Origin of the sequence: Streptomyces griseus subsp. griseus (genome assembly GCF_000720255.1) — a bacterium.
GTDB classification, from domain to species: Bacteria; Actinomycetota; Actinomycetes; order Streptomycetales; family Streptomycetaceae; genus Streptomyces; species Streptomyces griseus_I.
Genome location: NZ_JOJE01000012.1, coordinates 1 through 23,183, shown reverse-complemented (window position 1 = coordinate 23,183; position 23,183 = coordinate 1). Strand labels below are relative to the sequence as shown.

Sequence of the window (23,183 nt, the reverse complement as noted above, 5' to 3'; positions counted from 1 at the left end):
GGCGTCCTGGGAGCTCTGAGGGTCCCGTCCCGCCCGCGACGACCAGCGAGCGCCGCCCGGTCACGGAGATGGTCCGTGCTCACCGGGCGCAGGGCAGGGGCAACGCCGCCCCCGCGAGCTATCGCGCTGATCACGCCACCAAGGCTATCGCTCCCCACGGGGGCCACGTCATGAGCCGTATGTGTACAAAACCGGGGGTGGAAGTTTGACGTTCTGCACAGAGGCGCAGCCGGTGTCCTCGTGCAGGGGGCGGCAGAACTCGACGCCGGCGTCCGCGCCGGGGCACCCTGAGAGTGACCTGAGGGGAGCGCACCGACATGACAGCGAAAATCCTCATCGTCACCGGCGACGCGGCGGAGTCCCTGGAAGTCCTGTACCCCTACCAGCGCCTCCGCGAAGAGGGCTACGAGGTGCACATCGCAGCCCCCACCCGCAAGAAGCTCCAGTTCGTCGTCCACGACTTCGAACCCGGCTTCGACACCTACACCGAGAAACCCGGCTACACCTGGCCCGCCGACCTCGCCTTCGCCGAGGTGGACCCCGGTCAGTACGTGGCCGTCGTCGTCCCCGGGGGCCGCGCCCCCGAGTACCTCCGCAACGACCCCGAGCTCCGTAAGCTCCTCAAGTCCTTCTTCGACGCGGACAAGCCGGTCGCCCAGATCTGCCACGGTCCCCTCCTCACCGCCGCCATCGACAGCCTCAGCGGGCGCCGCGTCACGGCGTACCCCGCGCTCGAACTCGACATGCAGACCGCCGGCGCCACGTTCCAGGACGCCGAGGCGGTCGTCGACGGCACCCTCGTCTCCTCCCGCGCCTGGCCGGACCACCCGACCTGGATGCGCGAGTTCCTGAAGGTGCTTCGGGCCAAGGCACCGGTGAGCTGAGGGTTCACCGGACCCGGGCGAGCGGCGGCGAGGCACGTCCGCGGTGGCGCTCACGCCGCCAGTCGCTCGGCCTCCGCCACCGCTTCCTCCAGGGTGTCCACGACGGGGACGCCCACCTCCTCGAGGCTGGCCCGGCCGTGCGAACCGCCGGTGTACAACACGGCCCGCGCTCCCACGTGCCGCGCGGCGATCGCGTCGTCGGCGGCATCCCCGATCACCACGGTGCGTCTCGCCTCGATCCCCGTGAGGGAGCCGAGGTGGCGCACCATGTGCTCGGCCTTGCTGCCCCCGGACGGCCCGACGCGCCCGTCGACGCGTATGAAGTGCTGCTCGATCCCGAACCCCCGCACCAACGGGACCAGCTCGTCGTGCGTGTACATGCTCAGAATCGACTGGCTCCGGCCGGACGACCGCCACCCGGTGAGCAGTTCGACCGCGCCCCGCGTCAGCGCGCACGACACCCGGTGCTCGGCGTAGTACCGGTGGAAGATCTCGTCCATGACCTCCCACTCGGTGTCGGTCGGCAGCCGCCCCATCAGCCGCTCGTAGAACTTCGGCACCGGTACGCAGTACAGCGCCCGGTACTGCTCCAGGGTGATGGATCCGATGCCCAACTCGGCGAACGCCGCGTTCGTCGCCCCGATGATCGCCTCGTTGTCGTGGAACAGCGTTCCGTTCCAGTCCCAGACAATGTGTGCGGCTCCGTGCTTCCCCATGCCAAAAACGTACCCGCCGCCACTGACAATCACGAGGACGGAACGTCACGGGGTGGGTGCGAGCTGCGACACCCGGGGTTCACCGGGGCGCATCCACCGGGGCTCGGCGGGGCACGCCGGTGCACAGTGCGCCGCGTTCAGTCCCCGAGCCCCACCAGGTTGGGGATCTCCTGCGTCGCGTACCAGAGGAGCTCGTGGTCCTCGGCTCCGTCCACGACGAACTGAGCGTCGTCGTCACCGCGGTCCGCCGCCTCCAGCGCCCGCGCCGCCGCGGCCACGTCCGCTTCCGCGTCCCCCGCGTCGACGTGCACGGCGGCCGCCTTCGCCAGCGGCACGGCCCCGGCGACCCGCACCTCGCCGAGCGCGGCCGGGTCGAGCGCCCGGTCGGGGTCGGCCGTCGCCGCGCGGTCGGGTACGTCGACGGCGACCACGACCCGCTTCCGGGCCGCGCCCGGGTCCGTCGCGAGCAGCCGCAGCGAGGCCAGCGCGGCCCGGTTCAGCGCCGCGTACTCCAGTTCCTCCAGGTCGTCGGAGAGGTACCACTCGCGCAGCGCCGGCGTGACGGCGTACGCGACGAGTGGCCCGGCCCCCAGCTCACCCGTCTTGTACGCCTCGGCGAGACCGGGAAGGGTCAGGGGGACGTAGACGCGCATGGCTGCCGCTTTCGTGGTCGGGGGCTGGTCGAGAACTCCGCTTGTGGACCCTGGGAAGGGCCTTCAGGATACGTGCGGCCGTCCCCTTTCGAGTCCCTGCCCCGAGCCCCGCACGCGTCCACCCCACGCCCCACAACTCACCCTGCCCGCCCCCGCCACCACGGCTTTCGCGCATCACGACCACCCTGATAGGTGAATTTCGCGGGCGCCCACACCGCGTCCCCGCTTCCTTGCCTCCGCCCCGCCCGGCCCCGTACAAGATCCCCACCAGCAAGTTACTGCCCGGTATGTTCCGGGCCGGCCGAACGGGATCCCCCATGAACAAGGTCATGACCAGGGCACTACGCATGGCTCCCCGCTCCGACACCCACAGCCCCGAGACTTTGCCCTCGGGCCCACCGGGCGTCGGCTCGAGCCGTCCAGCCCCGTCCGCCGCCCCGCCCCGCACCCCCGGTGGCGGCAGGACCCGCACTGCATCCGGCGGGGGACGCCCGTCCGGCCCCTCGAAGGGGGCCAACCGCACGAGCGCCCGCCCCGCGGACACCCGCCCGACGTCCGGTCCGGGCCGCGGCTCGACGACCGCCAGAAGGGCCGTGAACGCCGCCGGGGCCATCGCCGTCACCGCTGCCGACGCCCTCGCTGCCGAGCCGCGCGTTCCCGCTCAGGCGTCCCGGCGGCCCGTCCCTCGACTCCGGCCCACCGACGTCTTCGCCGACCGCCTCCTCGCGGTCCTCAGCGGCCGGCGCCCCGTCCACTTCATGCTCGGCCACACCGCCGGCCGCGCCTACGACGAACTGGCCTGGCTCGCAGAGCAGGGCCCCCTGCGCACCACCCGGGGCGCCCGCCCCGTCATCCGCGACATCGGCTACGACATGCCCCGGCCCGGCGCCATCGAGGCCTTCGCCCGCATCGGCGCCGGCGACCGGCTGCGTGCCATGGCCTTCCGCCTGGAACTGGGCCAGGACCGCCGCTGGCGCTGCACCGCGGTGGAACTGGGCGGCCCACGCAGGCCCTGCCCGGACGAAGACTGACGGCTGACGGCTGACGGCTGACACCGAAGGGCCGGGCACCCTCAGGTGACCCGGCCCTTCAACAGCTACGGCACTGGCTACGGCACTGCGGCCGCACCCTCACTTCTTGCGGCGACGCCCGCCCTTGGCCTGCTTGCGCCGCTCCGCGCGCGTGAGGCCGTCGGCCTCCGAGCGCACCGGCTCCTCGTCGTCGGCGAAGTCGCCCTCGACGACCCCGCCCTCACCGTCCACGGTCGGCGCCGAGAAGTGCAGGTCCCGCCGCTGCGGCGCGTCGAGCCCCTTCGCCCGGATCTCGGGGCGGGAACCCGCCTGCGCCGGAACCACGTCCTTCGCGCCCTCGACCGCCGGCTTGGCGTCCTCGACCGGAACCTCCTCGACCTGCTGCTCGACCTGGACCTCCAGGTTGAACAGGTAGCCGACCGACTCCTCCTTGATGCCGTCCATCATCGCGGAGAACATGTCGAAGCCCTCGCGCTGGTACTCGACCAGCGGGTCCTTCTGCGCCATCGCGCGCAGGCCGATGCCCTCCTGGAGGTAGTCCATCTCGTAGAGGTGCTCGCGCCACTTCCGGTCCAGGACCGACAGCACGACCCGGCGCTCCAGCTCACGCATGATCTCGGAGCCGAGCTGCGCCTCACGCGCCTCGTACTGCTCGCGGATGTCGTCCTTGATGGACTCGCCGATGAACTCGGCGGTCAGCCCGGCGCGGTCGCCGGCCGCGTCCTCCAGCTCCTCGACGGTGACCCGCACCGGGTAGAGCTGCTTGAAGGCGCCCCACAGCCGGTCCAGGTCCCACTCCTCGGCGAAGCCCTCGGCGGTCTCTGCGGTGACATACGCGTCGATCGTGTCGTCCATGAAGTGGTGAACCTGCTCCTGCAGGTCCTCACCCTCCAGGACGCGGCGCCGCTCGCCGTAGATGACCTCACGCTGACGGTTGAGGACCTCGTCGTATTTGAGGACGTTCTTGCGGGTCTCGAAGTTCTGCTGCTCGACCTGCGACTGGGCGGACGCGATCGCACGCGTGACCATCTTGTTCTCGATCGGCACATCGTCCGGGACGTTCGCCATCGACATCACGCGCTCGACCATCTGCGCCTTGAACAGACGCATCAGGTCGTCACCGAGGGACAGGTAGAAGCGGGACTCGCCGGGGTCGCCCTGACGGCCGGAACGACCGCGCAGCTGGTTGTCGATACGGCGCGACTCGTGCCGCTCGGTGCCGAGGACGTAGAGCCCCCCGAGGTCCTTGACCTCCTCGAACTCCGCCCTGACTGCCTTCTCGGCCTTCTCCAGCGCGGCGGGCAGCGCGTGGGCCCACTCCTCGATGTGCTCCTCGGGGTCGAGGCCGCGCTGACGCAGCTCCGCCTCGGCGAGGTCGTCGGGGTTGCCGCCGAGCTTGATGTCCGTACCACGGCCGGCCATGTTGGTGGCCACGGTCACCGCGCCCTTGCGGCCGGCCTGGGCGACGATCGACGCCTCACGCTCGTGGTGCTTGGCGTTCAGCACCTCGTGCTGGATGCCGCGCTTGCTGAGCTGCTGCGAGAGGTACTCGGACTTCTCGACCGACGTCGTACCGACGAGGATCGGCTGGCCCTTCTCGTGCTTCTCGGCGATGTCGTCGACGACCGCCTCGAACTTCGCGACCTCGGTGCGGTAGATCAGGTCCGACTGGTCCTTGCGGACCATCGGCTTGTTCGTCGGGATCGGGACCACGCCGAGCTTGTAGATCTGGTGGAACTCGGCGGCCTCGGTCATCGCCGTACCGGTCATGCCGGAGAGCTTGCCGTAGAGGCGGAAGAAGTTCTGCAGGGTGATCGTGGCGAGCGTCTGGTTCTCGTCCTTGATGTCCACCCCTTCCTTCGCCTCGATCGCCTGGTGCATGCCCTCGTTGTAGCGGCGGCCGGCGAGGATACGGCCGGTGTGCTCGTCGACGATCATGACCTCGCCGTCGATGACGACGTAGTCCTTGTCCTTCTTGAAGAGTTCCTTGGCCTTGATGGCGTTGTTCAGGTAGCCAACGAGCGGGGTGTTCACCGACTCGTAGAGGTTGTCGATGCCCAGCCAGTCCTCGACCTTGCTGACACCGGCCTCGTGGATGGCGACCGTGCGCTTCTTCTCGTCGACGTCGTAGTCGCCGGTCTCCTCGAGGCCCTTGAGGGGGTTGCCCGCCTCGCCCTTCTTCAGGCGCGTGACCAGCTTGGCGAAGTCGCCGTACCATTTGGTCGCCTGGTCGGCCGGGCCCGAGATGATCAGCGGTGTACGGGCCTCGTCGACGAGGATGGAGTCGACCTCGTCGACGATGGCGAAGTTGTGGCCGCGCTGGACGAGTTCGTCCTTGGACCACGCCATGTTGTCGCGCAGGTAGTCGAAGCCGAACTCGTTGTTCGTGCCGTAGGTGATGTCGCAGTTGTACTGCTCGCGGCGCTGGGCCGGCGTCATGTTGGCGAGGATGCAGCCGACGGTGAGGCCGAGGAACTTGTGGACGCGGCCCATCATCTCGGAGTCGCGCTCGGCCAGGTAGTCGTTGACCGTGATGAGGTGGACGCCGTCTCCGGAGAGAGCGTTCAGATACGCCGGCAGCGTGCCGACCAGGGTCTTGCCCTCACCGGTCTTCATCTCGGCCACGTAGCCCATGTGCAGGGCGGCGCCGCCCATCATCTGAACGTCGTAGTGCCGCTGGCCCAGGACGCGCTTGGCCGCCTCACGCACCGTGGCGAACGCCTCGGGAAGCAGGTCGTCGAGGCTCTCACCGTCGGCGTACCGCTGCTTGTACTCATCGGTGAGGGCCCGCAGCTCGGCGTCGGAGAGGTCGACGAAGTCCTCTTCGATGGAGTTGACCTGGTCCGCGATGCGGTGCAGCTTGCGCAGGATCTTGCCTTCGCCTGCACGCATGATCTTCGAGAGGACGGACACGGGGGTTGGTCTCCTTGCCGGTCGGGCCTGGGACGGTCGGATTCATTCGACTTACTGAGCAACGGCCATCGTATGCGAGGACCCCACCGCGTCGGGAGGCCCGCACATCCGCTTCAAGGGGCACAACGGCCGGGGCCCGCGGATGGTGCCGCGTACCGCCGACGAATTGCGCGAAATGTGATCACGCGCTCACGCACCGCAAAGGGATGGCGGGCGTGGCGCGCTCCCGAGCAGAATCGACCGATGGAACCCGTGACGCTCACCACCGACCGTCTCGTCCTGCGCACGGTCGGCCCGCAGGACACCGACGCCGTGTACGCCGCGGCCCAGGACCCCGACATCCAGCGGTGGACCACCATTCCCTCCCCGTACCACCGTGAGCACGCCGAGAGCTTCACGGAGCAGCTCGTCCCCGACGGCTGGGCCGACTGCTCCATGTTCACGTTCGGCGTCTTCCTCCCCGAAGGGCAGCTGACGGGCATGCTCGGCCTCACCATGCGCTCGCTGGGCACCGCCGAGATCGGCTTCTGGACGGCCAAGGAGCACCGCGGCAACGGCTACACCACCGAGGCCACACTCGCCGCCTGCCGCTGGGCTTTCACCCACCTGGCCGTCGACCGCGTCGAGTGGCGCGCGGAAGTGGGCAACACCGCCTCCCGCGCGGTGGCCGAACACTCCGGCTTCACCGTCGAAGGCACCCTCCGCTCCGCCATCAACAACCAGGGCATCCGCCGAGACTGCTGGGTGGCCTCCCTGCTCCCCTCGGACCTGAGCCTCCCCTCGACGTCGCCCTACCTGCCGGCCCACGGCCGGTGACCTGAGCCGGGCCGCGCGACCCACCCCCGCTGTCAGACCCACCCCCTATCGTGCGACCCATGACGACCCCGCGCCCCACGACCACCCTCTCCGCAGACGAGGCCCGCCGCATCGCCCTACGAGCCCAGGGCTTCCTCGGCGCACCCGACCGCCGCACCGGCGTCCGCGGCATCCTCCGTCACCTGGGCGCGGTCCAGCTCGACACCATCTCCGTCCTCGCCCGCTCCCACGAACTCATCCCGTACGCCCGCCTGGGCGCGGTGGGCCGCAGAACAGTCGAGGACGCCTACTGGACGGACACGCACGCCTTCGAGTACTGGTCCCACGCCGCCTGCATCCTGCCCATCGAGGAGTGGCCCCACTTCGCCTTCCGCCGCCGCGCCTACCGCGGCCGCCCGCAGTGGAACCACGACCTCCCCGACGGCGTCTACGACCAGGTCATCAAGCAGCTCCGCTCCGAAGGCCCCCTCACCGCCACCGAGTTGGGCGGCGCGAAGAGGACCAGCGAGTGGTGGGACTGGTCGGGCACCAAGGTCGCCGTCGAACGGGCCCTGATGTACGGCGAAGTGGTCTGCGTGGAACGCCGCGGCTGGAAGCGCGTCTACGACCTCGCCGAGCGTGCCGTCCCCGAGCACCTGCTGCACGACGAACTGGACGACACCGAGTGCCTGCGCCGGCTGGTCCTCCTCGCCGGCCAGTCCCTCGGCGTCGGCACCCGCGCGGACATCGCCGACTACCACCGCCTCAAGGGCGACCAGGTCGACCAGGTGATCGCCGACTCCGGCCTGGTCCCGGTCACCGTCGACGGCTGGGGCAAGCCGGCCTGGGCCGACCCGGCGGCCCTGGAGACGCCCGCACGCGGCCGCCACCGCACCACGCTGCTGTCCCCGTTCGACTCGCTGATCTGGGAACGCGCCCGCACGGAACGCATCTTCGGCTTCACCCACCGACTGGAGGCCTACGTCCCCAAGCCCAAGCGCGTGCACGGCTATTTCGCGATGCCGGTCCTCGCCGGCGGCCACCTCGTCGGCCGTGTGGACCCGGCCCGCGAGGGCCGCACCCTGGTCGCCAAGCAGATCACCCTGGACGGCTCGAAGGCGGTCCCGGCGGTGGCGCAGGCCCTGGTCGAGGCGGCGGGCTGGGTGGACTGCACGGACGTACGCGTGGAACGCGTGGACGCCCCGGAGCTGCGCGAACCGCTCACCCGAGAGCTCACCCGGATATTCGGCTGAGCCTCAGGCCCCGGCGTCTCACCGGATCTCGAGGATCTTCTCCCGCATCGCGTAGACCACCGCCTCCATCCTGGAGTGCAGCTGCAGCTTCTCCAGGATGTTGCGCACATGGTTCTTCACGGTGTTCTCGGAGATGAACAACTCCTTGGCGATGTCCCTGTTGTTCATCCCGGTGGCCACGAGCTTGAGGACCTCCAGCTCACGGTCCGTCAGTCGCGGCGCGGGCACCAGCCGGCGCTCGTCCGTCCGCTGGATCATCGACTTGAACTCGGTGAGCAGCTTCGACGCCATGGAGGGGCTGATCTGCGACTGCCCGTCGGCCACCGCGCGGATCGCCGTGGCGACCTCGTCCGTGGAGATCTCCTTGAGGAGATAACCGGTCGCACCGGCCTTGATCGCGTCGTAGAGGTCGGCTTCCTCGTCGCTGATCGTCAGCATGATGATCTTCGCGCTGGGAGCCACCTCCTTGATGGAGGTGCAGGCCTCGATGCCGCCGCGCTTGGGCATCCGTACGTCCATCAGGATGATGTCGGGCAGCAGGTCGGCGGCCTTGTCGACGGCCTCGGCGCCGTCGCCCGCCTCCCCGACGACCTGGATGTCCTCCTCGGCGGCGAGCACGATCTCCAGTCCTCGGCGGAACAAGGCGTGGTCGTCCACCACAAGGACTCTGATCGGCTCCTTGCGTGGAGTGCCCTCGTCCGGGCCCGTGCCGTCGACGCCGTTGTCGGCACCTCCGTCATGCATCGGTCCGAAGCTGTCCGCCATCGTTCCTCCCCCTGAGGCTGTGGCCGTGGTGCTGTGCCATCGCCAACCCAAGGCAACGACCAACCCGTTGAGTCGTTGCGGCCATGATTCCATGCCCGGACGACAACACGGTGACAAGTGGTGCGCGTACCGGGCGCACACGGGTGCCCCTGGGGGCGCACACGCGCTCCAGGGGCACCGTCTCAGCCGTCACCAGGAAGGTCAGCCGCCCAGTGCGCCGCCCGCCTCGGGTGAATGCGCGTGGGTGACCATCGTGTCCGTCCTGAGGTGGATCACGCCGTAGTCGTACGCGTGTCGCCGGTAGACGACCGCGGGTTCCTTCGTCTCGGAGTCGACGAAGAGGTAGAAGTCGTGCCCGACCAGCTCCATCTCGTAGAGAGCCTGGTCGAGGGTCATCGGCGCGGCGACGTGGGTCTTCTCGCGCACCACGAGGGGTCCGTCGCCCTGCACCTCGAGCGAGCCGATCTTCTTCGTCGGCACACTTTCCGTCTCTTCCGCCGGGACGGGGTGGCCGTTGCCGTTGAGCGTCGCCACTCCCGGAACGTGGTCGGCGACCTCTGCCGCCGTGAGCCGGCGTGCCCCCCGGCGCGTGTAGCGCTTGTCGTGCTGCTTGCGCAGTCGGGCGTCCAGTTTCTCCGCCGCCAGGTCGAGTGCCGCATAGGGATCGCTGGCCGCGGCCTCCGCCCGGATCACCGGACCGCGGGAGCGGAGCGTGATCTCCACTCGGTCACAGCGGTCGGCCTGTCGGGGGTTCGGCTCCTTGGACACCTCGACGTCGAGGCTGATCACCTTGGCATCGAGCCTCTGGATCTTCTCCAGCTTCAGCTTCTCGGCCACGTGCTTGCGGAACCGCTCGGGCACCTCGGTCTTGCGGCCCTTGACGACGATGTCCACGCAGAACTCCGTTCCCGGATCGCTCCGCTTCGTTGACGGAGCGTCTCCCTTTTGCACCAGGTTCCGGTGATCCCCGGAACCTCAGGACTCGGTGACGTCCACCTCCTCCCCCATGGGCAAGATCTCCATCCCAGGTGCTGTGAGTGATTACGGAAAAACCCCAGCACGGCATTCGGATAGGAGAGGTGTGGCCTGCGGCTTTCCCTCTCAACCGAACATATCTCGCCCGGACGGATGTCGTCACCCTCTACTGCGGCGTACCTCCGTTCAGGTGAATTGGTCTTCTTATTACCTGCAACGATGCAAGTTCGCAGTCAGTTCCGGTTCATTTCGAACGAGTTTGACATGGCCGCGACCACGGCCGCACGGATCACATCACCACCGCCGTTCACCCCTGCCATTCCTGGCTCGGCACCCGCCCGGCCCCTGCTCCCTTCCGCGGCTTGTGGCATCCGTTCCCTTCTGCTTTCCCAGGCCGCCCCCGCATACACAGCCCTCACCACATCAACACCGTCCGACACCGGCTCCGCCTCCCGTCCATACGCGCTCGACCGCGGCCTTTCCTCAGTTCCGCGCCTCGCCGTCGCCGCCCGCACGGCCCGCGCCGCCTCCGTCAGCGACGCCCCCGTCGTCATCAAGTCGTCGACGAGCACCACCCGGCCGCCCCGCAGCAACCGGTCCCCGCCGGGCACCACGGCCAGCGCGCCCACGAGATTGTCCAGCCGCTGCCGCGAGTTGAGCCCCGACTGGTCGACCACGGGCCGACCCTGCCGCAGCACGGCCAGCATCCGGGCCGGCACCCCGGCGCGCCGCAGTTCGCCCGCCGCCGCCAGCGCGATCCGCCGCGCGGCATCCTGTCCCCGAGCCCGCACCACCGCACGCGCCGACGGAACGGGAACAAGCAACACCCCCTCACCGCGGTCACCCGACCGGTCGACCGGCCCCTGCGCCGACCACTCCCCGGCCTCCACGAGCCCGGCCCGCACCGCTCCCGCCAGCGCCGCGCCGAGCGGCCCCGCGAGTGCCAGCGCGCCTCGTTCCTTGTGGGCCAGCAGCACGGCCCGCACCGCGTCCCCGTACCCGGCCGCCGCGTGTACGACCGGCATCCCGGACGGTTCCGGCACCGGTCGCACCCGGCGCGGTACGGCCCCGCTCAGGGCGGCACGGCACTCCGGGCAGAGCACCGTGCGAGGCCTTCCGCAGCCTCCGCACTCGGCCGGCAGCACCAGGTCGGTGAGGTCCTGCCACAACCCCCGCATGCCCACCACTGTGCCAACGCCCGCACCGACCGGCCACCCCTGTGGAAAACCCCCTGTGGAAAACTCCACGCATTTCCCACCAGGCGCTCACCCACACGAGTGCAGCGAACAGAAAACGGCCGCCCCGTCCGAAATCCCGGACGGAAGCGGCCGCCTCCTCGGCACTCAGCCGGGATAGACCGGCGCCGAACCTTCCTTGACCATCTTCTGCCACTGCTCTCCGGTCGGCAGCCGCACGATCCCGTCCAGCGAGTACGCCACGAGCGGCGCCTGGTCGTCGTCGGACGCGGCGATCTCCCGCACCCCGGTCAGGGCGGCGGGCGGCGGCCCTTCGGGGGTGGAGCCGTCGACCTGGACGTACCGCATCTGCTGCACGCCCCCCTGCTCCTGCCCGACCACCACGAGCCGGCTGTCACCGGCCCACGACATGGTCGTGACCTCCTCCAACTCCGGTGCCGCGGACCTCAGTCCCAGGACCGAGATCACCTGCCGCTCCGCGTCCGTCTCGTCACGATCGATCCGCCCGATCAGCAGGGACTGCTTGTCGCCCTTCTCCACGACGAGCGCGATCCGCACGCCGTCCGCGGCCAGCCGCACGGCCTTGATGCGCCCATCCAGCCCCGGCGTCCGTACCGTCAGCGGCTCACCGGCGCCCTGCCGCAGCACCAGCAGCCGCTGGTGCTGCGGGTCCCGGTCGGCCACCCACAGATCGCCCTGCGCGTCATAGCTGGGCGCCGTCAACCGGTCGGCCTCGGTCCTGCCGTCGCTGCGCAGCACCGGTTCCTCGGCCGAACCACCCGGCGCGATCGAACCGACGTAGAGCGCCTTGCCGTCGAGCCCGACGCCGGCCGCGGTCTGCTCGTCCCGCGACACCGCCACCGAGCGCAGCGCCCGGTCACCCTCGCCCAGCGGGCCAGGCACCCGTTGGGCCTTCGTGCCGCTGCTGTCGGTCGCGATCCGCACGAACCGGTGCTCGCCGTCGAGGAAGTACAGATACGCCGGGTGTTGGGTCGACCCGCGCGCGGCGGCGGTCGCGGCCTGCTCCTCGGGGAGGGCACACAGCTGCCTGCCGCCCGCCCGCAGCGCGACCTCGTCCACGGCGGGCGTGAGGTTCTGCAGCGTGTACAGCAGCTGGGCCGCCATCTCGTTGCACTTTCGCTCGCCGATCCGGGCCGCCTTGTCGTTCAACGGCACGGTCAGCTTGCTCTGGTCGTCGGGCGTCAGCGAGGTGACGCCCTTCTTCAGTTGCGTACCCGTGGGGAAGCTCGACCGGACGACGTGCCTGAGCCAGGTGGTGGGTCCCTTGAGCAGGGAGACCACCGCCTGCGTCACGGGATCGACCCGACGCCGTACGAACACCGGATCGGCGACCGCCGTCGGCTGCGTGCCGGCCGCGGCCGTGGTGTTCGAGGCGAAGTAGTACTTGTTCACGGACATGTAGTTCCGCTGGAAGTCCGACTTGCCCATGACGACGCCCTGAGGCAGGGCGTCGATGCGCCACTGCCGGTTCTTCTTGTCCTTCGTGAGGTGCACCGGCTGGTTGTAGGGGCCGGAGGCGGGCGCGTACGACTGCTGCGCGTCGACCGCGGCCACCTTGGTGCCGGTCAGCGTGAACGAGAAGTCGGAGCCGTCCTCCCGGCTCCCCGACCGGTCGGCCTCCGTGCCCGGCCCGTCCGCGAGCACCGTGGTCGACTGCTCCGGCCGCCATGTCTTCGCGGCCTGCCCGGTCAGGTACTGGCGGGCGGTCGAGTAGTTCGGATCGTCACTGGTCAGCGCCTCGAGGAAGCCCTGCACTATTTGCGACGGAGGCGCGTCCTTCGACGGCGGCATGGCGAACACGCGCAGCTGCGTGTCCTGCCGCGGCGTGGACTCGACATCCCGCAGATCCCCGCTGTCGGGCATCGAGGCACACCCGGCCAGCAGTACGACCCCGCAGGCGGCGTACGCCACCGCGCGCCCCGGCCTGCGCCGGGAGCCCCCCTCGCGGTCAGCGCCCACGAAATGCCTCCCCATGCTGGTCCGAATCCGCCGACGACTCGTCGGGGCGGCCCTGGTTCCCGCCACGCCCCGTGTCAGCGGCGGGCCTGTCGTCGTCCTGCCGTCGCCCGCCGCCGCCGGGCCGCGGCACCACGCGCGCGCCGTTGCCGGGCAGCGCCGTCGGGTCCGCCGTGGGTGTCACGGTGGCCAGCCGCGGCGCGATCGGATCGCGGGAGGTGATCGGCGATGCCTTGTCACCCGTCGGCTGCGCCGGAACGGTGGCCGACTTCTCCCCGCCCCCGCGCGGCAGTCCCGCGTCGTTGAGCCCACGGTTACGGCGTGAGTCCTTGGGCTCCAGCGGTATCGGCGAGCCCCGCAGCGGCTCGTCCGCGGTCCGCGGCAGCGTCAGCCGGAACTGCGAGCCGCCGCCCGGCTCACCCCAGGCCTGCAGCCACCCGCCGTGCAGCCGCGCGTCCTCCAGCGCGATCGACAACCCGAGGCCCGTACCACCGGTGGTACGCGCGCGTGCCGGGTCGGCCCGCCAGAAGCGGCTGAAGACCCGGGTGGCCTCGCCGGGCTTGAGCCCGACGCCGTAGTCGCGCACGGCGACCGCGACCGCCCCGCCCGCCGCGGCGAGCTTGACGACGACGTCCCTGCCCTCACCGTGCTCCACGGCGTTGACGACGAGGTTGCGCAGCACCCGCTCCACGCGCCGGGCGTCGGCCTCGGCGACCACGGGCTGCTGGTCACCCAGCACGCGTATCGTCGTCCCCTTGCGCTCGGCGAGCGGCTCGGCTCCGCTGACGACCTTGCGGACGACCTCCCTGAGGTCTATCGGCTCGGCCTCCAGCGCCGCGGCGCCCGCGTCGAAGCGGCTGATCTCCAGCAGGTCCGAGAGCAGCGACTCGAACCGGTCGACCTGGTCGGCGAGCAACTCCGCCGACCGCGCGGTCACCGGGTCGAAGTTCTCACTCGCGTCGTGGATGACGTCGGCCGCCATGCGCACCGTCGTCAGCGGTGTCCGCAGCTCGTGGGAGACGTCGGAGACGAACCGTCGCTGCATCCGCGAGAGATCCTCCAGCTGGCTGATCTTCAGTTGAAGGTTCTGCGCCATCTTGTTGAAGGCCTCGCCGAGCCGCGCGATGTCGTCCTCGCCGGTGACCTTCATCCGTTCCTGCAGACGGCCCGCGGACAGCCGTTCGGCGATCCCCGCGGCCATCCGCACCGGCGTGACGACCTGGCGCACCACGAGCCAGGCGATCGCCCCCAGCAGGACGACCACGAAGAGTCCGGCCGTCGCCAGCGTGCCCTTGACCAGGCTGAGCGACTTCTCCTCCTGCGTGAGCGGGAAGAGGTAGTACAGCTCGTACGGGTCGGCGTTCGGGTCGTTGACCTGCTTGCCGATGACCAGCGCCGGCTGGGATTCCTTGCTGTTGCTGTAGATGATCCGCGTGTAGCTCTGGGCGGCCGAGGTGTTGTCGTTGATCCGCTCGCGCAGGTTCTCCGGCACGCTCTTGTTGGGGTCCACGAAACCGGACGCGCGCGGCCCGCGACTGCCGCCGCTGTCGTCACCCGCGGGCAGGGTCACCACGTCGAAGGCGCCCTGACCACCGCTGGAGAGCGACGACACGAGGTTGCTCATCCACTCGCTGACATTTTGCGCTGGCCGCCCGTCCACCGTGGAGGACTCGCCGTCGGTACCGGCGGCGGCCTCGTCGGCCTTCTGCTTGGCCACCGCGAACCCGCCGGTGGCCTGGCTCTGCGATGCCTTCACCTTGGCGTCCAGCAGCCCGTTGCGGACCTGCCCGATGACGACGAAGCCCAGCAGGAGTACGACGCCAAGCGACATCAGCAGCGTCGTGACGACGACCTTGAGCTGGATGTTGCGCCGCCACAGCCGCATGACGGGCAGCAGCGGCCGACGCACCCAGCGCAGGAAGAGGCGGAGGACCGGGCTGCCCTGGACTCCACCCTGCAGCAGCCCGCCCTCCAGGAACCGTCCCCAGCGTGAACCCGCGGTCTTCCGTCCGACAGGCCGCTCCGGGCGGGCCCCGGACCGGCCGGGGGCCGAAGCGGCACTGTCCCCTGACATGTCAGCTCGGCCCTGCCTTGTATCCGACACCACGGACGGTCACCACGATCTCGGGCCGCTCGGGGTCCTTCTCGACCTTGGAGCGCAGCCGCTGCACATGCACGTTCACCAGACGGGTGTCCGCGGCGTGCCGGTAGCCCCACACCTGCTCGAGCAGCACCTCACGCGTGAACACCTGCCACGGCTTGCGCGCGAGCGCGACCAGCAGATCGAACTCGAGCGGTGTCAGCGCGATCGACTGCCCGTCCCGCTTGACGGAGTGACCCGCCACGTCGATGACCAGGTCCCCGATGGCGAGCTGCTCCGGCGCGGGCTCCTCCGACCTCCGCAGCCGCGCCCGGATACGGGCGACCAGCTCCTTCGGCTTGAACGGCTTCACGATGTAGTCGTCGGCACCCGACTCCAGGCCCACCACGACGTCGACGGTGTCACTCTTCGCCGTCAGCATCACGATCGGCACACCCGACTCCGCCCTGATCAGACGGCACACCTCGATGCCGTCCCGCCCGGGCAGCATCAGATCCAGCAGCACCAGATCCGGCTTCGCCTCCCGGAAAGCGGCCAGCGCCTTGTCTCCATCGGCTACGAAAGACGGCTCAAAACCCTCACCACGCAGCACAATGCCGAGCATCTCGGCCAGTGCGGTGTCGTCGTCGACGACAAGGACTCGTCCCTTCATAAACGACATCATCCCATTCTCGTAACAGTGACCGGGGCGCTGGTGAGAAGGGTCACTGGCCTGTGACGATAGTCGTATGGGGCCGTCACTGTCTGCCCGGGCGTGATCCTTACGCCCCCTTCCCCGCGCATCCCGCGAGGAAGGGGCCCGTCCTCCTCGATCAGCCCGTCGTCACCTGAGGTGACCGCGCGCACAGCGCCGCCAAGGCCTCGGCGGTCACCGGCGAAACCGCGCCTTCCTCGGTCACGATGGCCGTCACCAGCTCCGGCGGCGTCACATCGAACGCCGGGTTGTACGCCTGCGTCCCCAGCGGGGCCACCGCAATCCCACCGCCCGCGACCGCAGCCTGCGCCAGAGGCGATGTGACCTCCGTCACCTCGAAACCGGGGCGCTGCTCGACCTCGATCGACGCCCCGTCCGCGGTGTCCAGGTCTACCGTCGTCACCGGCGCCACCACGATGAACGGCACATGGTGGTACCGCGCGAGCACCGCGAGCGGATAGCTCCCCACCTTGTTCGCCACCGAACCGTCGGCCGCGATGCGGTCCGCACCGATCAGAACCGCGTCCACCTCCCCCGCCGCGAACAGCGAACCCGCCGCGTTGTCCGTGAGCAGCGTGTACGCCATCCCACTGCGAGCCGCCTCGTACGCCGTGAGACGAGCCCCCTGAAGCAACGGACGCGTCTCGTCCACCCACAGCCGTCGCAACCGCCCTGCCCGGTGCGCAGCGAGCGCCACCGCGAACGCCGTCCCCTCACCACCCGAAACCAGCGCTCCGGTGTTGCAGTGCGTGAGGATCCGCTGCCCGCCACCGGGCACCAACTCGTCCAGCAGCCTCAGCCCGTGCTGCGCCATCCGGGCGCTGGCCTCGGCGTCCTCCCGGTGCAGCGCCCGCGCCGCGGCCAGCGCGGCCACCGCGGCCTGCCCCGGATCCCCACTGCCGACGATCTCGGCCTCGTACGCCGCCTGCGCCCTGCGCACACCGACGGAGAGATTCACCGCGGTGGGCCGGGCACCCACGAGCGCGGCCGCGGCCTCCTCGACGTCGAAACCCCGCGCGGCGGCGAGCGCGACACCGTACGCCCCCGCGATACCGAGCAGCGGGGCCCCGCGCACGGCGAGCGAACGGATCGCCTCCACCAGGGCCGACGCGTCCGTACAGACCAGATCGACCTCCTCGGCCGGCAGCCTGGTCTGGTCGAGGAGGACCACGACGGGCCCCTCGGGCGGCTCCTCCCAGCGGATCGCCGGTATCTCGGTCGACTTCGTACCCTCACCGGATTGCGCGTACTGATCAGCCATGCGGTCAGTCTGCCCGTTATCCGGCGGACAATTGAAGGTGCGCAGCCCCTACCTCGGCCGGTCCCCCCACGACCACCCCATGGCACGATGGCTGCCAACCTGCCGCCGCGACCGCGGACGGGCACCGTGAAGGAGCGACGATGAACGACACTCCGGGCTGGGCCTCGCCCGGATCCGCCCCGTCCGGCGGGCAGGAACCCGGCGCGTCCGGCCCTGCCGAACCCGCCGACCGCCCCGGCACCACCCGGCCCACCGACGAGCAGGGCAGCACCCAACAGGACACCGGTCAGCAGCACCCGGGCGCGAAGTGGTCGACGCAGCAACCGCCCCCCAGCCAGTGGTCCGCCCCGACCGGCCCGCCGAGCCCCGGCCAGGCTCCCCCACCGCCTCCTCCCGGACCCGCCTGGGGCCACCAGCCCCCCACGGGCCCTGGCGCCGGCTACGGCGGCGGCTACGGCGCCCCCGGCCCCGGTGGTTACGGCGCCCCCGGCCCCGGCGGCTACGTCGGCTGGGGCCCCGGCTGGGGCGGCCCTCCCCCCGCGGCCAAGCCCGGCGTCATCCCGCTCCGCCCCCTCGGCGTCGGCGAGATCCTCGACGGCGCCGTCTCCACCATGCGCACCCACTGGCGCACGGTGCTGGGCATCTCGCTGACCGTCGCCGTCGTCACCCAGGTCCTCGTCGTACTGCTCCGGGGCCTGGTCCTCGACAACCGCGTCGACACCGAAGCCCTCAACGACCCGAGCGCGACCCTCAGCGAACTGACCAGCGCCATGGGCGACGCCATGCTGAGTTCCGCCGTCCTCTTCGTGGTCACCCTGATCGGCACCATCACCGCGACCGCCCTGCTCACGACAGTCACGAGCCGCGCTGTACTCGGCAAACCGGTCACCATCGGCGAGGCCTGGCGTGACGCCCGCCCCCGCCTGCCGAGGCTGTTCGGCCTGATCTTCTCGCTGGTCCTCATCGCCCTCGCCACCGGCCTCGCCGGAGTGGCGCCCGGCATTCTCGTGAGCGTCGTCGGCAGCAGCGAGGCCGGTGCCGCACTCATGGTCCTGGGCACCCTCGGCTCCGCCGTCGTCGTCCTGTGGCTGGTAGTCCGCTTCTCGCTGGCCTCGCCCGCGCTGATGCTGGAGAAGCAGGGCATCGGGAAGTCGATGAGCCGTTCCGCGAAGCTGGTCCGCGGCTCCTGGTGGCGCATCTTCGGCATCGAGCTGCTCGCCATGGTCATCGCCTACATCCTCGCGGCGATCATCGTCCTCCCCTTCACCTTCCTCGGCGCCGCCATGAGCGACTCCGGCCTCAGCGGCTTCATCAACACCGGCGGTACCGGCCTCGGCTGGACCTTCCTCGTCATCAGCGGCATCGGCTCGGTGATCGGCTCCATGATCACCTTCCCGCTCTCGGCAGGCGTCGCCGTGCTCCTCTACATCGACCAGCGCATCCGCCGCGAGGCCCTCGACCTCGAACTGGCCCGCGCCGCCGGTGTCCAGTCCTACGGCCCCACCACCCCCGGCACCACTCCGAGGAGTTGATGGAGTGAGCCTGGCGGGGGGAGTTCTCACCACACTGCCTGCGCTGCCACGCGCCGCCGAGACATCCGTACGGTCCCTGCTGCGCGTCGGCAACACAGCCGCGCTCACCTCGGCGGCCTCCGACGACGAGCCGCCGCTGACCATCCCGCGCGGCCCCGCGCGGGAAGCAGCTCGACGCGAGCTGTCCAAGCGCATGTACCACGAGAACGACCCCAGCCTGCTCCAACGCGCCCTCAACGCCTTCTGGGACTGGGTCGACAAACTGTTCAACGCCGCCTCAGGAGCGACACCCGGCGGAACCGTCGGCCTCGTCGTCATCATCCTTGCCGTCCTCGCGGTCCTCGGCGCCCTGTGGTGGCGACTCGGCACCCCCCGCCGCCAACCCACCTCCGCCCCCGCCCTGTTCGACGACCGCCCCCGCAGCGCCGCCGAACACCGGGCCGCCGCCGAAGCACACGCCGCCCAGGGCCACTGGAACCAGGCCGTCCAGGAACGCATGCGAGCCATCGTCCGCTCCCTCGAAGAACGCGCCCTCCTCGACATCCGCCCCGGCCGCACCGCCGACGAAGCGGCCGCGGAGGCCGGCCGCGCCCTGCCCGCCCACACCGACCGGCTCCGCGCCGCCGCCCACGAGTTCGACGACGTCACATACGGCGGCCGCAGCACCAACGAGCCGTCGTACCACCGCATCGCCGAACTCGACCTAGACCTGGAACGCACCAGACCACAGCTGGCGAGCAGTACCCCCAGTAAGGTCCACAACGCCCGCCGGGGGGACGCCGGATGACCACCGAGGCCACGCTCCCGTCCACCTCGGTCTCGCCCACCGCCCGCCATGTGTGGACCCGCGCGCGAGGCATAGCCCTGGCCCTCGTCCTCCTTCTCGCGGCGGCGGTCGTGATCGCCGTGATCCGCTCCGACACCCGCCACGGCTCCCTCGACCCGGGCTCCGTCGACCCCCACGGCAGCCGAGCCGTCGCCGAGCTCCTCGCCGAACGGGGGGTGCACACACGCGTGGTCAGCACACTCGAAGAGGCACGCGCCGCGGTCGGCCCCGAGACCACCCTGCTCGTCGCCGTCCCCGACCTGCTGACACCCCGTCAACAGAAACGGCTGCACTCGGCAACGGCCAACTCCGGCGGCCGCACCGTCCTCGTCGCCGCCGGCAGCCCATCCGTCGAACGGCTCGCTCCCGGCGTCATCGCGGACCCCGCCACCAGCCTCGACTCGGCACTCTCCCCCCATTGCGACCTGCCCGCCGCCCAGCGCGCCGGCACCGCCGACACCGGCGGCCTCCGCTACACCACCACCCACCTCGATGCCGAGAAGTGCTACCCCAGCGCTCGCCTCGCCACCCTGGTCCGCGTCCCAAACAAGATCAAGGGCGGCGACACCATCGCCCTCGGCGCGCCCGACATCCTCTTCAACGACCGACTCGACGAACAGGGCAACGCCTCGCTCGCCCTCCAACTCCTCGGCTCCCGCCCTCATCTGGTCTGGTACCTCCCCTCACTCTCCGACACCTCGGCCGCCGAACCAGACGACGAGCGCGGCTTCTTCGACCTGCTCCCCTCCGGCTGGCTCTGGGGCACCCTGCAACTCTTCTTCGCCGCAGCCCTCGCCGCCCTCTGGCGGGCACGCCGACTCGGCCCCCTCGTGCCCGAAAAACTCCCCGTCGCGATCCGCGCCTCCGAGGCCGTCGAAGGCCGCGCCCGCCTCTACCGCAAGGCCAACGCCCGCGACCGCGCGGCCACCGCTCTTCGCTCCACCACCCGCACCCGGCTCGCCCCCCTCGTAGGCGTCCCCGTCACCCAGGCACACACGCCCGAAGTCCTCCTCCCCGCCCTGTCCGCACACCTCCAGGGCGACGGACAGTCCCTGCATTCCCTCCTCTTCGGCCCGCCCCCCAGCGACGACGCGGCCCTCACCGCACTCACCGACCAACTCGACGCCCTCGAAAGAGAGGTACGCCGTCCATGATGGCCCCGACCACTGACAACGCCGGGCCTGCCGGGGACCCGAGCAGCGCCCGCGCCTCCCTGGAGGCCCTGCGCGCCGAGATCGCCAAGGCCGTGGTCGGCCAGGACCCCGCCGTGACCGGCCTCGTCGTCGCCCTCCTCTGCCGCGGACACGTTCTCCTTGAAGGAGTCCCCGGAGTGGCCAAAACGTTGCTCGTCCGGGCCCTCGCATCCGCACTCGAAGTCGACACCAAGCGCGTCCAGTTCACCCCCGACCTGATGCCGAGCGACATCACCGGCTCCCTGGTCTACGACGCCCGCACCGCGGAGTTCTCCTTCCAGCCCGGCCCGGTCTTCACCAACCTCCTCCTCGCCGACGAGATCAACCGCACACCCCCCAAGACCCAGTCGTCCCTCCTGGAAGCCATGGAGGAACGCCAGGTCACGGTCGACGGAACCCCCCGCCCCCTCCCCGACCCCTTCCTCGTCGTCGCAACCCAGAACCCCGTGGAGTACGAGGGCACATACCCCCTCCCGGAAGCTCAGCTGGACCGTTTTCTCCTCAAGCTCACGATCCCGCTCCCCTCCCGCCAGGACGAGATCGACGTCCTCACCCGGCACGCGGCGGGCTTCGACCCACGCGACCTGCACGCCGCCGGCGTACGCCCCGTGGCCAGCCCGGCCCAACTGGAAGCCGCCCGCGCCGCCGTCGCCAAGACCACAGTCTCACCGGAGATCACCGCCTACGTCGTGGACATCTGCCGCGCCACCCGCGAGTCCCCGTCCCTCAGCCTCGGCGTCTCCCCGCGCGGCGCCACCGCCCTTCTGGCCACCTCCCGCGCATGGGCATGGCTCACCGGCCGGGACTACGTCATCCCCGACGACGTCAAGGCCCTCGCCCTCCCCACCCTCCGTCATCGCGTACAACTCCGCGCGGAGGCCGAGATGGAAGGCGTGACCGCGGACTCCGTCATCAACGCCGTCCTCGCCCACGTCCCCGTCCCCCGCTGATGGCACTCACCGGACGCACCGCGCTCATCGCGGCCCTCGGCTCCCTCCCCGTCGGCATCTGGGAACCCAGCTGGACCGGCATTCTCGCGGTCAACGCACCGCTGGCCGTCGCCTGCGCCTGCGACTTCGCGCTCGCCGCACCCGTACGGCGCCTGGGCCTCACCCGCTCCGGCGACGCGTCCGTACGCCTGGGCGAAACCGCCGACGTCACCCTCACGGTCACCAACCCGACCCGCCGCCCCCTGCGAGCTCAGCTCCGCGACGCCTGGCCCCCCAGCACCTGGCAGCCCGGCACGGAAACAACAGCGTCCCGCCACACCCTGACGGTGCCCCCCGGCGAACGCCGCCGCGTCACCACTCGCCTGCGGCCGACCCGCCGCGGCGACCGCCAGGCCGACCGCGTGACGATCCGCTCCTACGGCCCGCTCGGCCTCTTCACCCGCCAAGGAACCCACAGGGTCCCCTGGTCGGTACGCGTCCTGCCCCCGTTCACCAGCCGCAAGCACCTGCCCTCGAAGCTCGCCCGCCTGCGCGAGCTCGATGGCCGCACCAGCGTGCTCACCCGCGGCGAAGGCACCGAATTCGACAGCCTGCGCGAGTACGTCCCCGGCGACGACACCCGCTCCATCGACTGGCGTGCCACGGCCCGACAGTCCACGGTCGCCGTACGCACCTGGCGCCCCGAACGCGACCGCCACATCCTCCTGGTCCTCGACACGGGCCGCACGTCCGCGGGCCGAGTCGGCGACGCCCCACGCCTGGACGCCTCCATGGACGCGGCCCTCCTCCTCGCCGCCCTGGCGTCCCGGGCCGGCGACCGGGTCGACCTGCTCGCTTATGACCGCCGGGTACGCGCCCTGGTCCAGGGCCGGGCCGCCGGCGACGTCCTCCCGTCCCTCGTCAACGCCATGGCTACTCTCGAGCCCGAACTCGTCGAGACGGACGCGCGCGGTCTCACGGCCACCGCCCTGCGGACGGCGCCCCGCCGGTCCCTGATCGTGCTCCTCTCGACGCTCGACGCAGCCCCCGTGGAGGAAGGACTGCTCCCCGTACTCCCTCAGCTCACCCAGCGCCACACCGTCCTGGTGGCCTCGGTGGCAGATCCCCACATCGCCCGCATGGCGAAGACCCGCGGCAATGCGGACGCGGTGTACGAGGCCGCGGCCGCGGCCCAGGCCCAGACCGAACGCCACCGCACGGCCGAACAACTCCGTCGCCATGGAGTCACGGTCGTGGACGCGACGCCGGAGGAACTGGCGCCGGCGCTTGCGGATGCGTACCTGGCACTGAAGGCGGGGGGACGGCTGTGAAATGAGGACGGGGGAATCCGTCCTTGCCGTGCTGAAATGCCCCCGGGGAAAATACCTTGAAACGCAGAAAACCCCCGCACCGTGAGGTGCGGGGGTTTTCCCAAAAATTGTTCGGCGGCGTCCTACTCTCCCACAGGGTCCCCCCTGCAGTACCATCG

General features: G+C 70.7%; 19 protein-coding genes. 9 read left to right on the top strand and 10 right to left on the bottom strand.

The genetic code is table 11. The annotated features are described in order from the left end of the window. Nucleotides 1-317 precede the first annotated feature (317 nt). Nucleotides 318-884, top strand: a complete 567-nt coding sequence (locus IG99_RS18150) for a DJ-1/PfpI family protein (RefSeq protein ID WP_037675265.1) — start codon at nt 318-320, stop codon at nt 882-884. 50 nt (nt 885-934) lie between these two features. Here the strand turns inward: IG99_RS18150 and IG99_RS18145 are convergent, their stop codons facing one another. Together IG99_RS18145 and IG99_RS18140 are read right to left on the bottom strand one after the other, a co-directional pair. Continuing rightward, complete coding sequence (locus tag IG99_RS18145) at nt 935-1,600, bottom strand: HAD family hydrolase (RefSeq protein WP_037675263.1); 666 nt, start codon at nt 1,598-1,600, stop codon at nt 935-937. A gap of 137 nt (nt 1,601-1,737) precedes the next feature. Then, nucleotides 1,738-2,253, bottom strand: a complete 516-nt coding sequence (locus tag IG99_RS18140) for a DUF6912 family protein (protein ID WP_037675261.1) — start codon at nt 2,251-2,253, stop codon at nt 1,738-1,740. Between the two features lie 317 nt (nt 2,254-2,570). Between IG99_RS18140 and IG99_RS18135 the strand changes: the two genes are divergently transcribed. After that, the gene (locus IG99_RS18135; RefSeq protein ID WP_037675259.1) at nt 2,571-3,284 is read left to right on the top strand and encodes an Rv3235 family protein; all 714 of its coding nucleotides are present in this window, start codon (nt 2,571-2,573) and stop codon (nt 3,282-3,284) included. A gap of 99 nt (nt 3,285-3,383) precedes the next feature. Here the strand turns inward: IG99_RS18135 and secA are convergent, their stop codons facing one another. Continuing rightward, complete coding sequence (gene secA, locus IG99_RS18130; RefSeq protein ID WP_037675258.1) at nt 3,384-6,197, bottom strand: preprotein translocase subunit SecA; 2,814 nt, start codon at nt 6,195-6,197, stop codon at nt 3,384-3,386. 243 nt (nt 6,198-6,440) lie between these two features. Here secA and IG99_RS18125 point away from each other — a divergent pair, with 243 nt between their 5' ends. Both IG99_RS18125 and IG99_RS18120 read left to right on the top strand, forming a co-directional pair. Further along, nucleotides 6,441-7,013, top strand: coding sequence for a GNAT family N-acetyltransferase (locus IG99_RS18125; protein ID WP_037675255.1), 573 nt, complete (start codon nt 6,441-6,443; stop codon nt 7,011-7,013). Between the two features lie 59 nt (nt 7,014-7,072). Then, on the top strand, nt 7,073-8,245 hold the full coding sequence (locus IG99_RS18120) for a winged helix-turn-helix domain-containing protein (protein ID WP_037675254.1): 1,173 nt from the start codon (nt 7,073-7,075) through the stop codon (nt 8,243-8,245). Between the two features lie 18 nt (nt 8,246-8,263). Here IG99_RS18120 and IG99_RS18115 read toward each other — a convergent pair whose 3' ends face one another. The 7 genes from IG99_RS18115 to mtnA all read right to left on the bottom strand — a co-directional run bounded on the left by IG99_RS18115 (nt 8,264) and on the right by mtnA (nt 17,214). Next, complete coding sequence (locus IG99_RS18115) at nt 8,264-9,010, bottom strand: response regulator (RefSeq protein ID WP_037675252.1); 747 nt, start codon at nt 9,008-9,010, stop codon at nt 8,264-8,266. A gap of 201 nt (nt 9,011-9,211) precedes the next feature. Continuing rightward, nucleotides 9,212-9,904 carry a ribosome hibernation-promoting factor, HPF/YfiA family gene (hpf, locus tag IG99_RS18110; protein ID WP_037675250.1) on the bottom strand — a complete coding sequence of 231 codons (693 nt, stop codon included), beginning with the start codon at nt 9,902-9,904 and terminating at the stop codon, nt 9,212-9,214. Nucleotides 9,905-10,218: 314 nt separating this feature from the next. Further along, nucleotides 10,219-11,163 (bottom strand): ComF family protein, encoded by a 945-nt coding sequence (locus IG99_RS18105; RefSeq protein WP_037675249.1) that lies wholly within the window; start codon nt 11,161-11,163, stop codon nt 10,219-10,221. A 165-nt stretch (nt 11,164-11,328) separates the two neighbouring features. After that, nucleotides 11,329-13,161, bottom strand: coding sequence for an LpqB family beta-propeller domain-containing protein (locus tag IG99_RS18100; protein ID WP_037675248.1), 1,833 nt, complete (start codon nt 13,159-13,161; stop codon nt 11,329-11,331). After that, the gene (gene mtrB, locus IG99_RS18095) at nt 13,151-15,232 is read right to left on the bottom strand and encodes an MtrAB system histidine kinase MtrB (RefSeq protein WP_037675246.1); all 2,082 of its coding nucleotides are present in this window, start codon (nt 15,230-15,232) and stop codon (nt 13,151-13,153) included. The genes IG99_RS18100 and mtrB overlap by 11 nt, the downstream gene beginning before the upstream one ends. Nucleotide 15,233: 1 nt before the next feature. After that, nucleotides 15,234-15,923: a two-component system response regulator MtrA gene (gene mtrA, locus IG99_RS18090; protein WP_187283109.1), complete on the bottom strand. Its 690-nt coding sequence runs from the start codon at nt 15,921-15,923 to the stop codon at nt 15,234-15,236. A 148-nt stretch (nt 15,924-16,071) separates the two neighbouring features. Further along, entirely contained in the window at nt 16,072-17,214 is a 1,143-nt protein-coding gene (gene mtnA / locus IG99_RS18085; protein ID WP_037675241.1) for an S-methyl-5-thioribose-1-phosphate isomerase, read from the bottom strand. A gap of 140 nt (nt 17,215-17,354) precedes the next feature. Between mtnA and IG99_RS18080 the strand changes: the two genes are divergently transcribed. From IG99_RS18080 to IG99_RS18060, 5 genes are read left to right on the top strand one after another with little or no spacing between them, the layout of a single operon-like run. After that, nucleotides 17,355-18,746 (top strand): glycerophosphoryl diester phosphodiesterase membrane domain-containing protein, encoded by a 1,392-nt coding sequence (locus IG99_RS18080; protein ID WP_037675240.1) that lies wholly within the window; start codon nt 17,355-17,357, stop codon nt 18,744-18,746. Between the two features lie 4 nt (nt 18,747-18,750). Then, complete coding sequence (locus IG99_RS18075; RefSeq protein ID WP_037675238.1) at nt 18,751-19,533, top strand: DUF4129 domain-containing protein; 783 nt, start codon at nt 18,751-18,753, stop codon at nt 19,531-19,533. After that, nucleotides 19,530-20,726, top strand: coding sequence for a DUF4350 domain-containing protein (locus IG99_RS18070; protein ID WP_037675237.1), 1,197 nt, complete (start codon nt 19,530-19,532; stop codon nt 20,724-20,726). The genes IG99_RS18075 and IG99_RS18070 overlap by 4 nt, the downstream gene beginning before the upstream one ends. Next, nucleotides 20,726-21,715 carry an AAA family ATPase gene (locus tag IG99_RS18065; protein WP_107055955.1) on the top strand — a complete coding sequence of 330 codons (990 nt, stop codon included), beginning with the start codon at nt 20,726-20,728 and terminating at the stop codon, nt 21,713-21,715. The genes IG99_RS18070 and IG99_RS18065 overlap by 1 nt, the downstream gene beginning before the upstream one ends. Continuing rightward, complete coding sequence (locus IG99_RS18060; protein WP_037675234.1) at nt 21,715-23,025, top strand: DUF58 domain-containing protein; 1,311 nt, start codon at nt 21,715-21,717, stop codon at nt 23,023-23,025. Before IG99_RS18065 ends, IG99_RS18060 begins: the two co-directional genes overlap by 1 nt. Nucleotides 23,026-23,183: the final 158 nt, after the last annotated feature.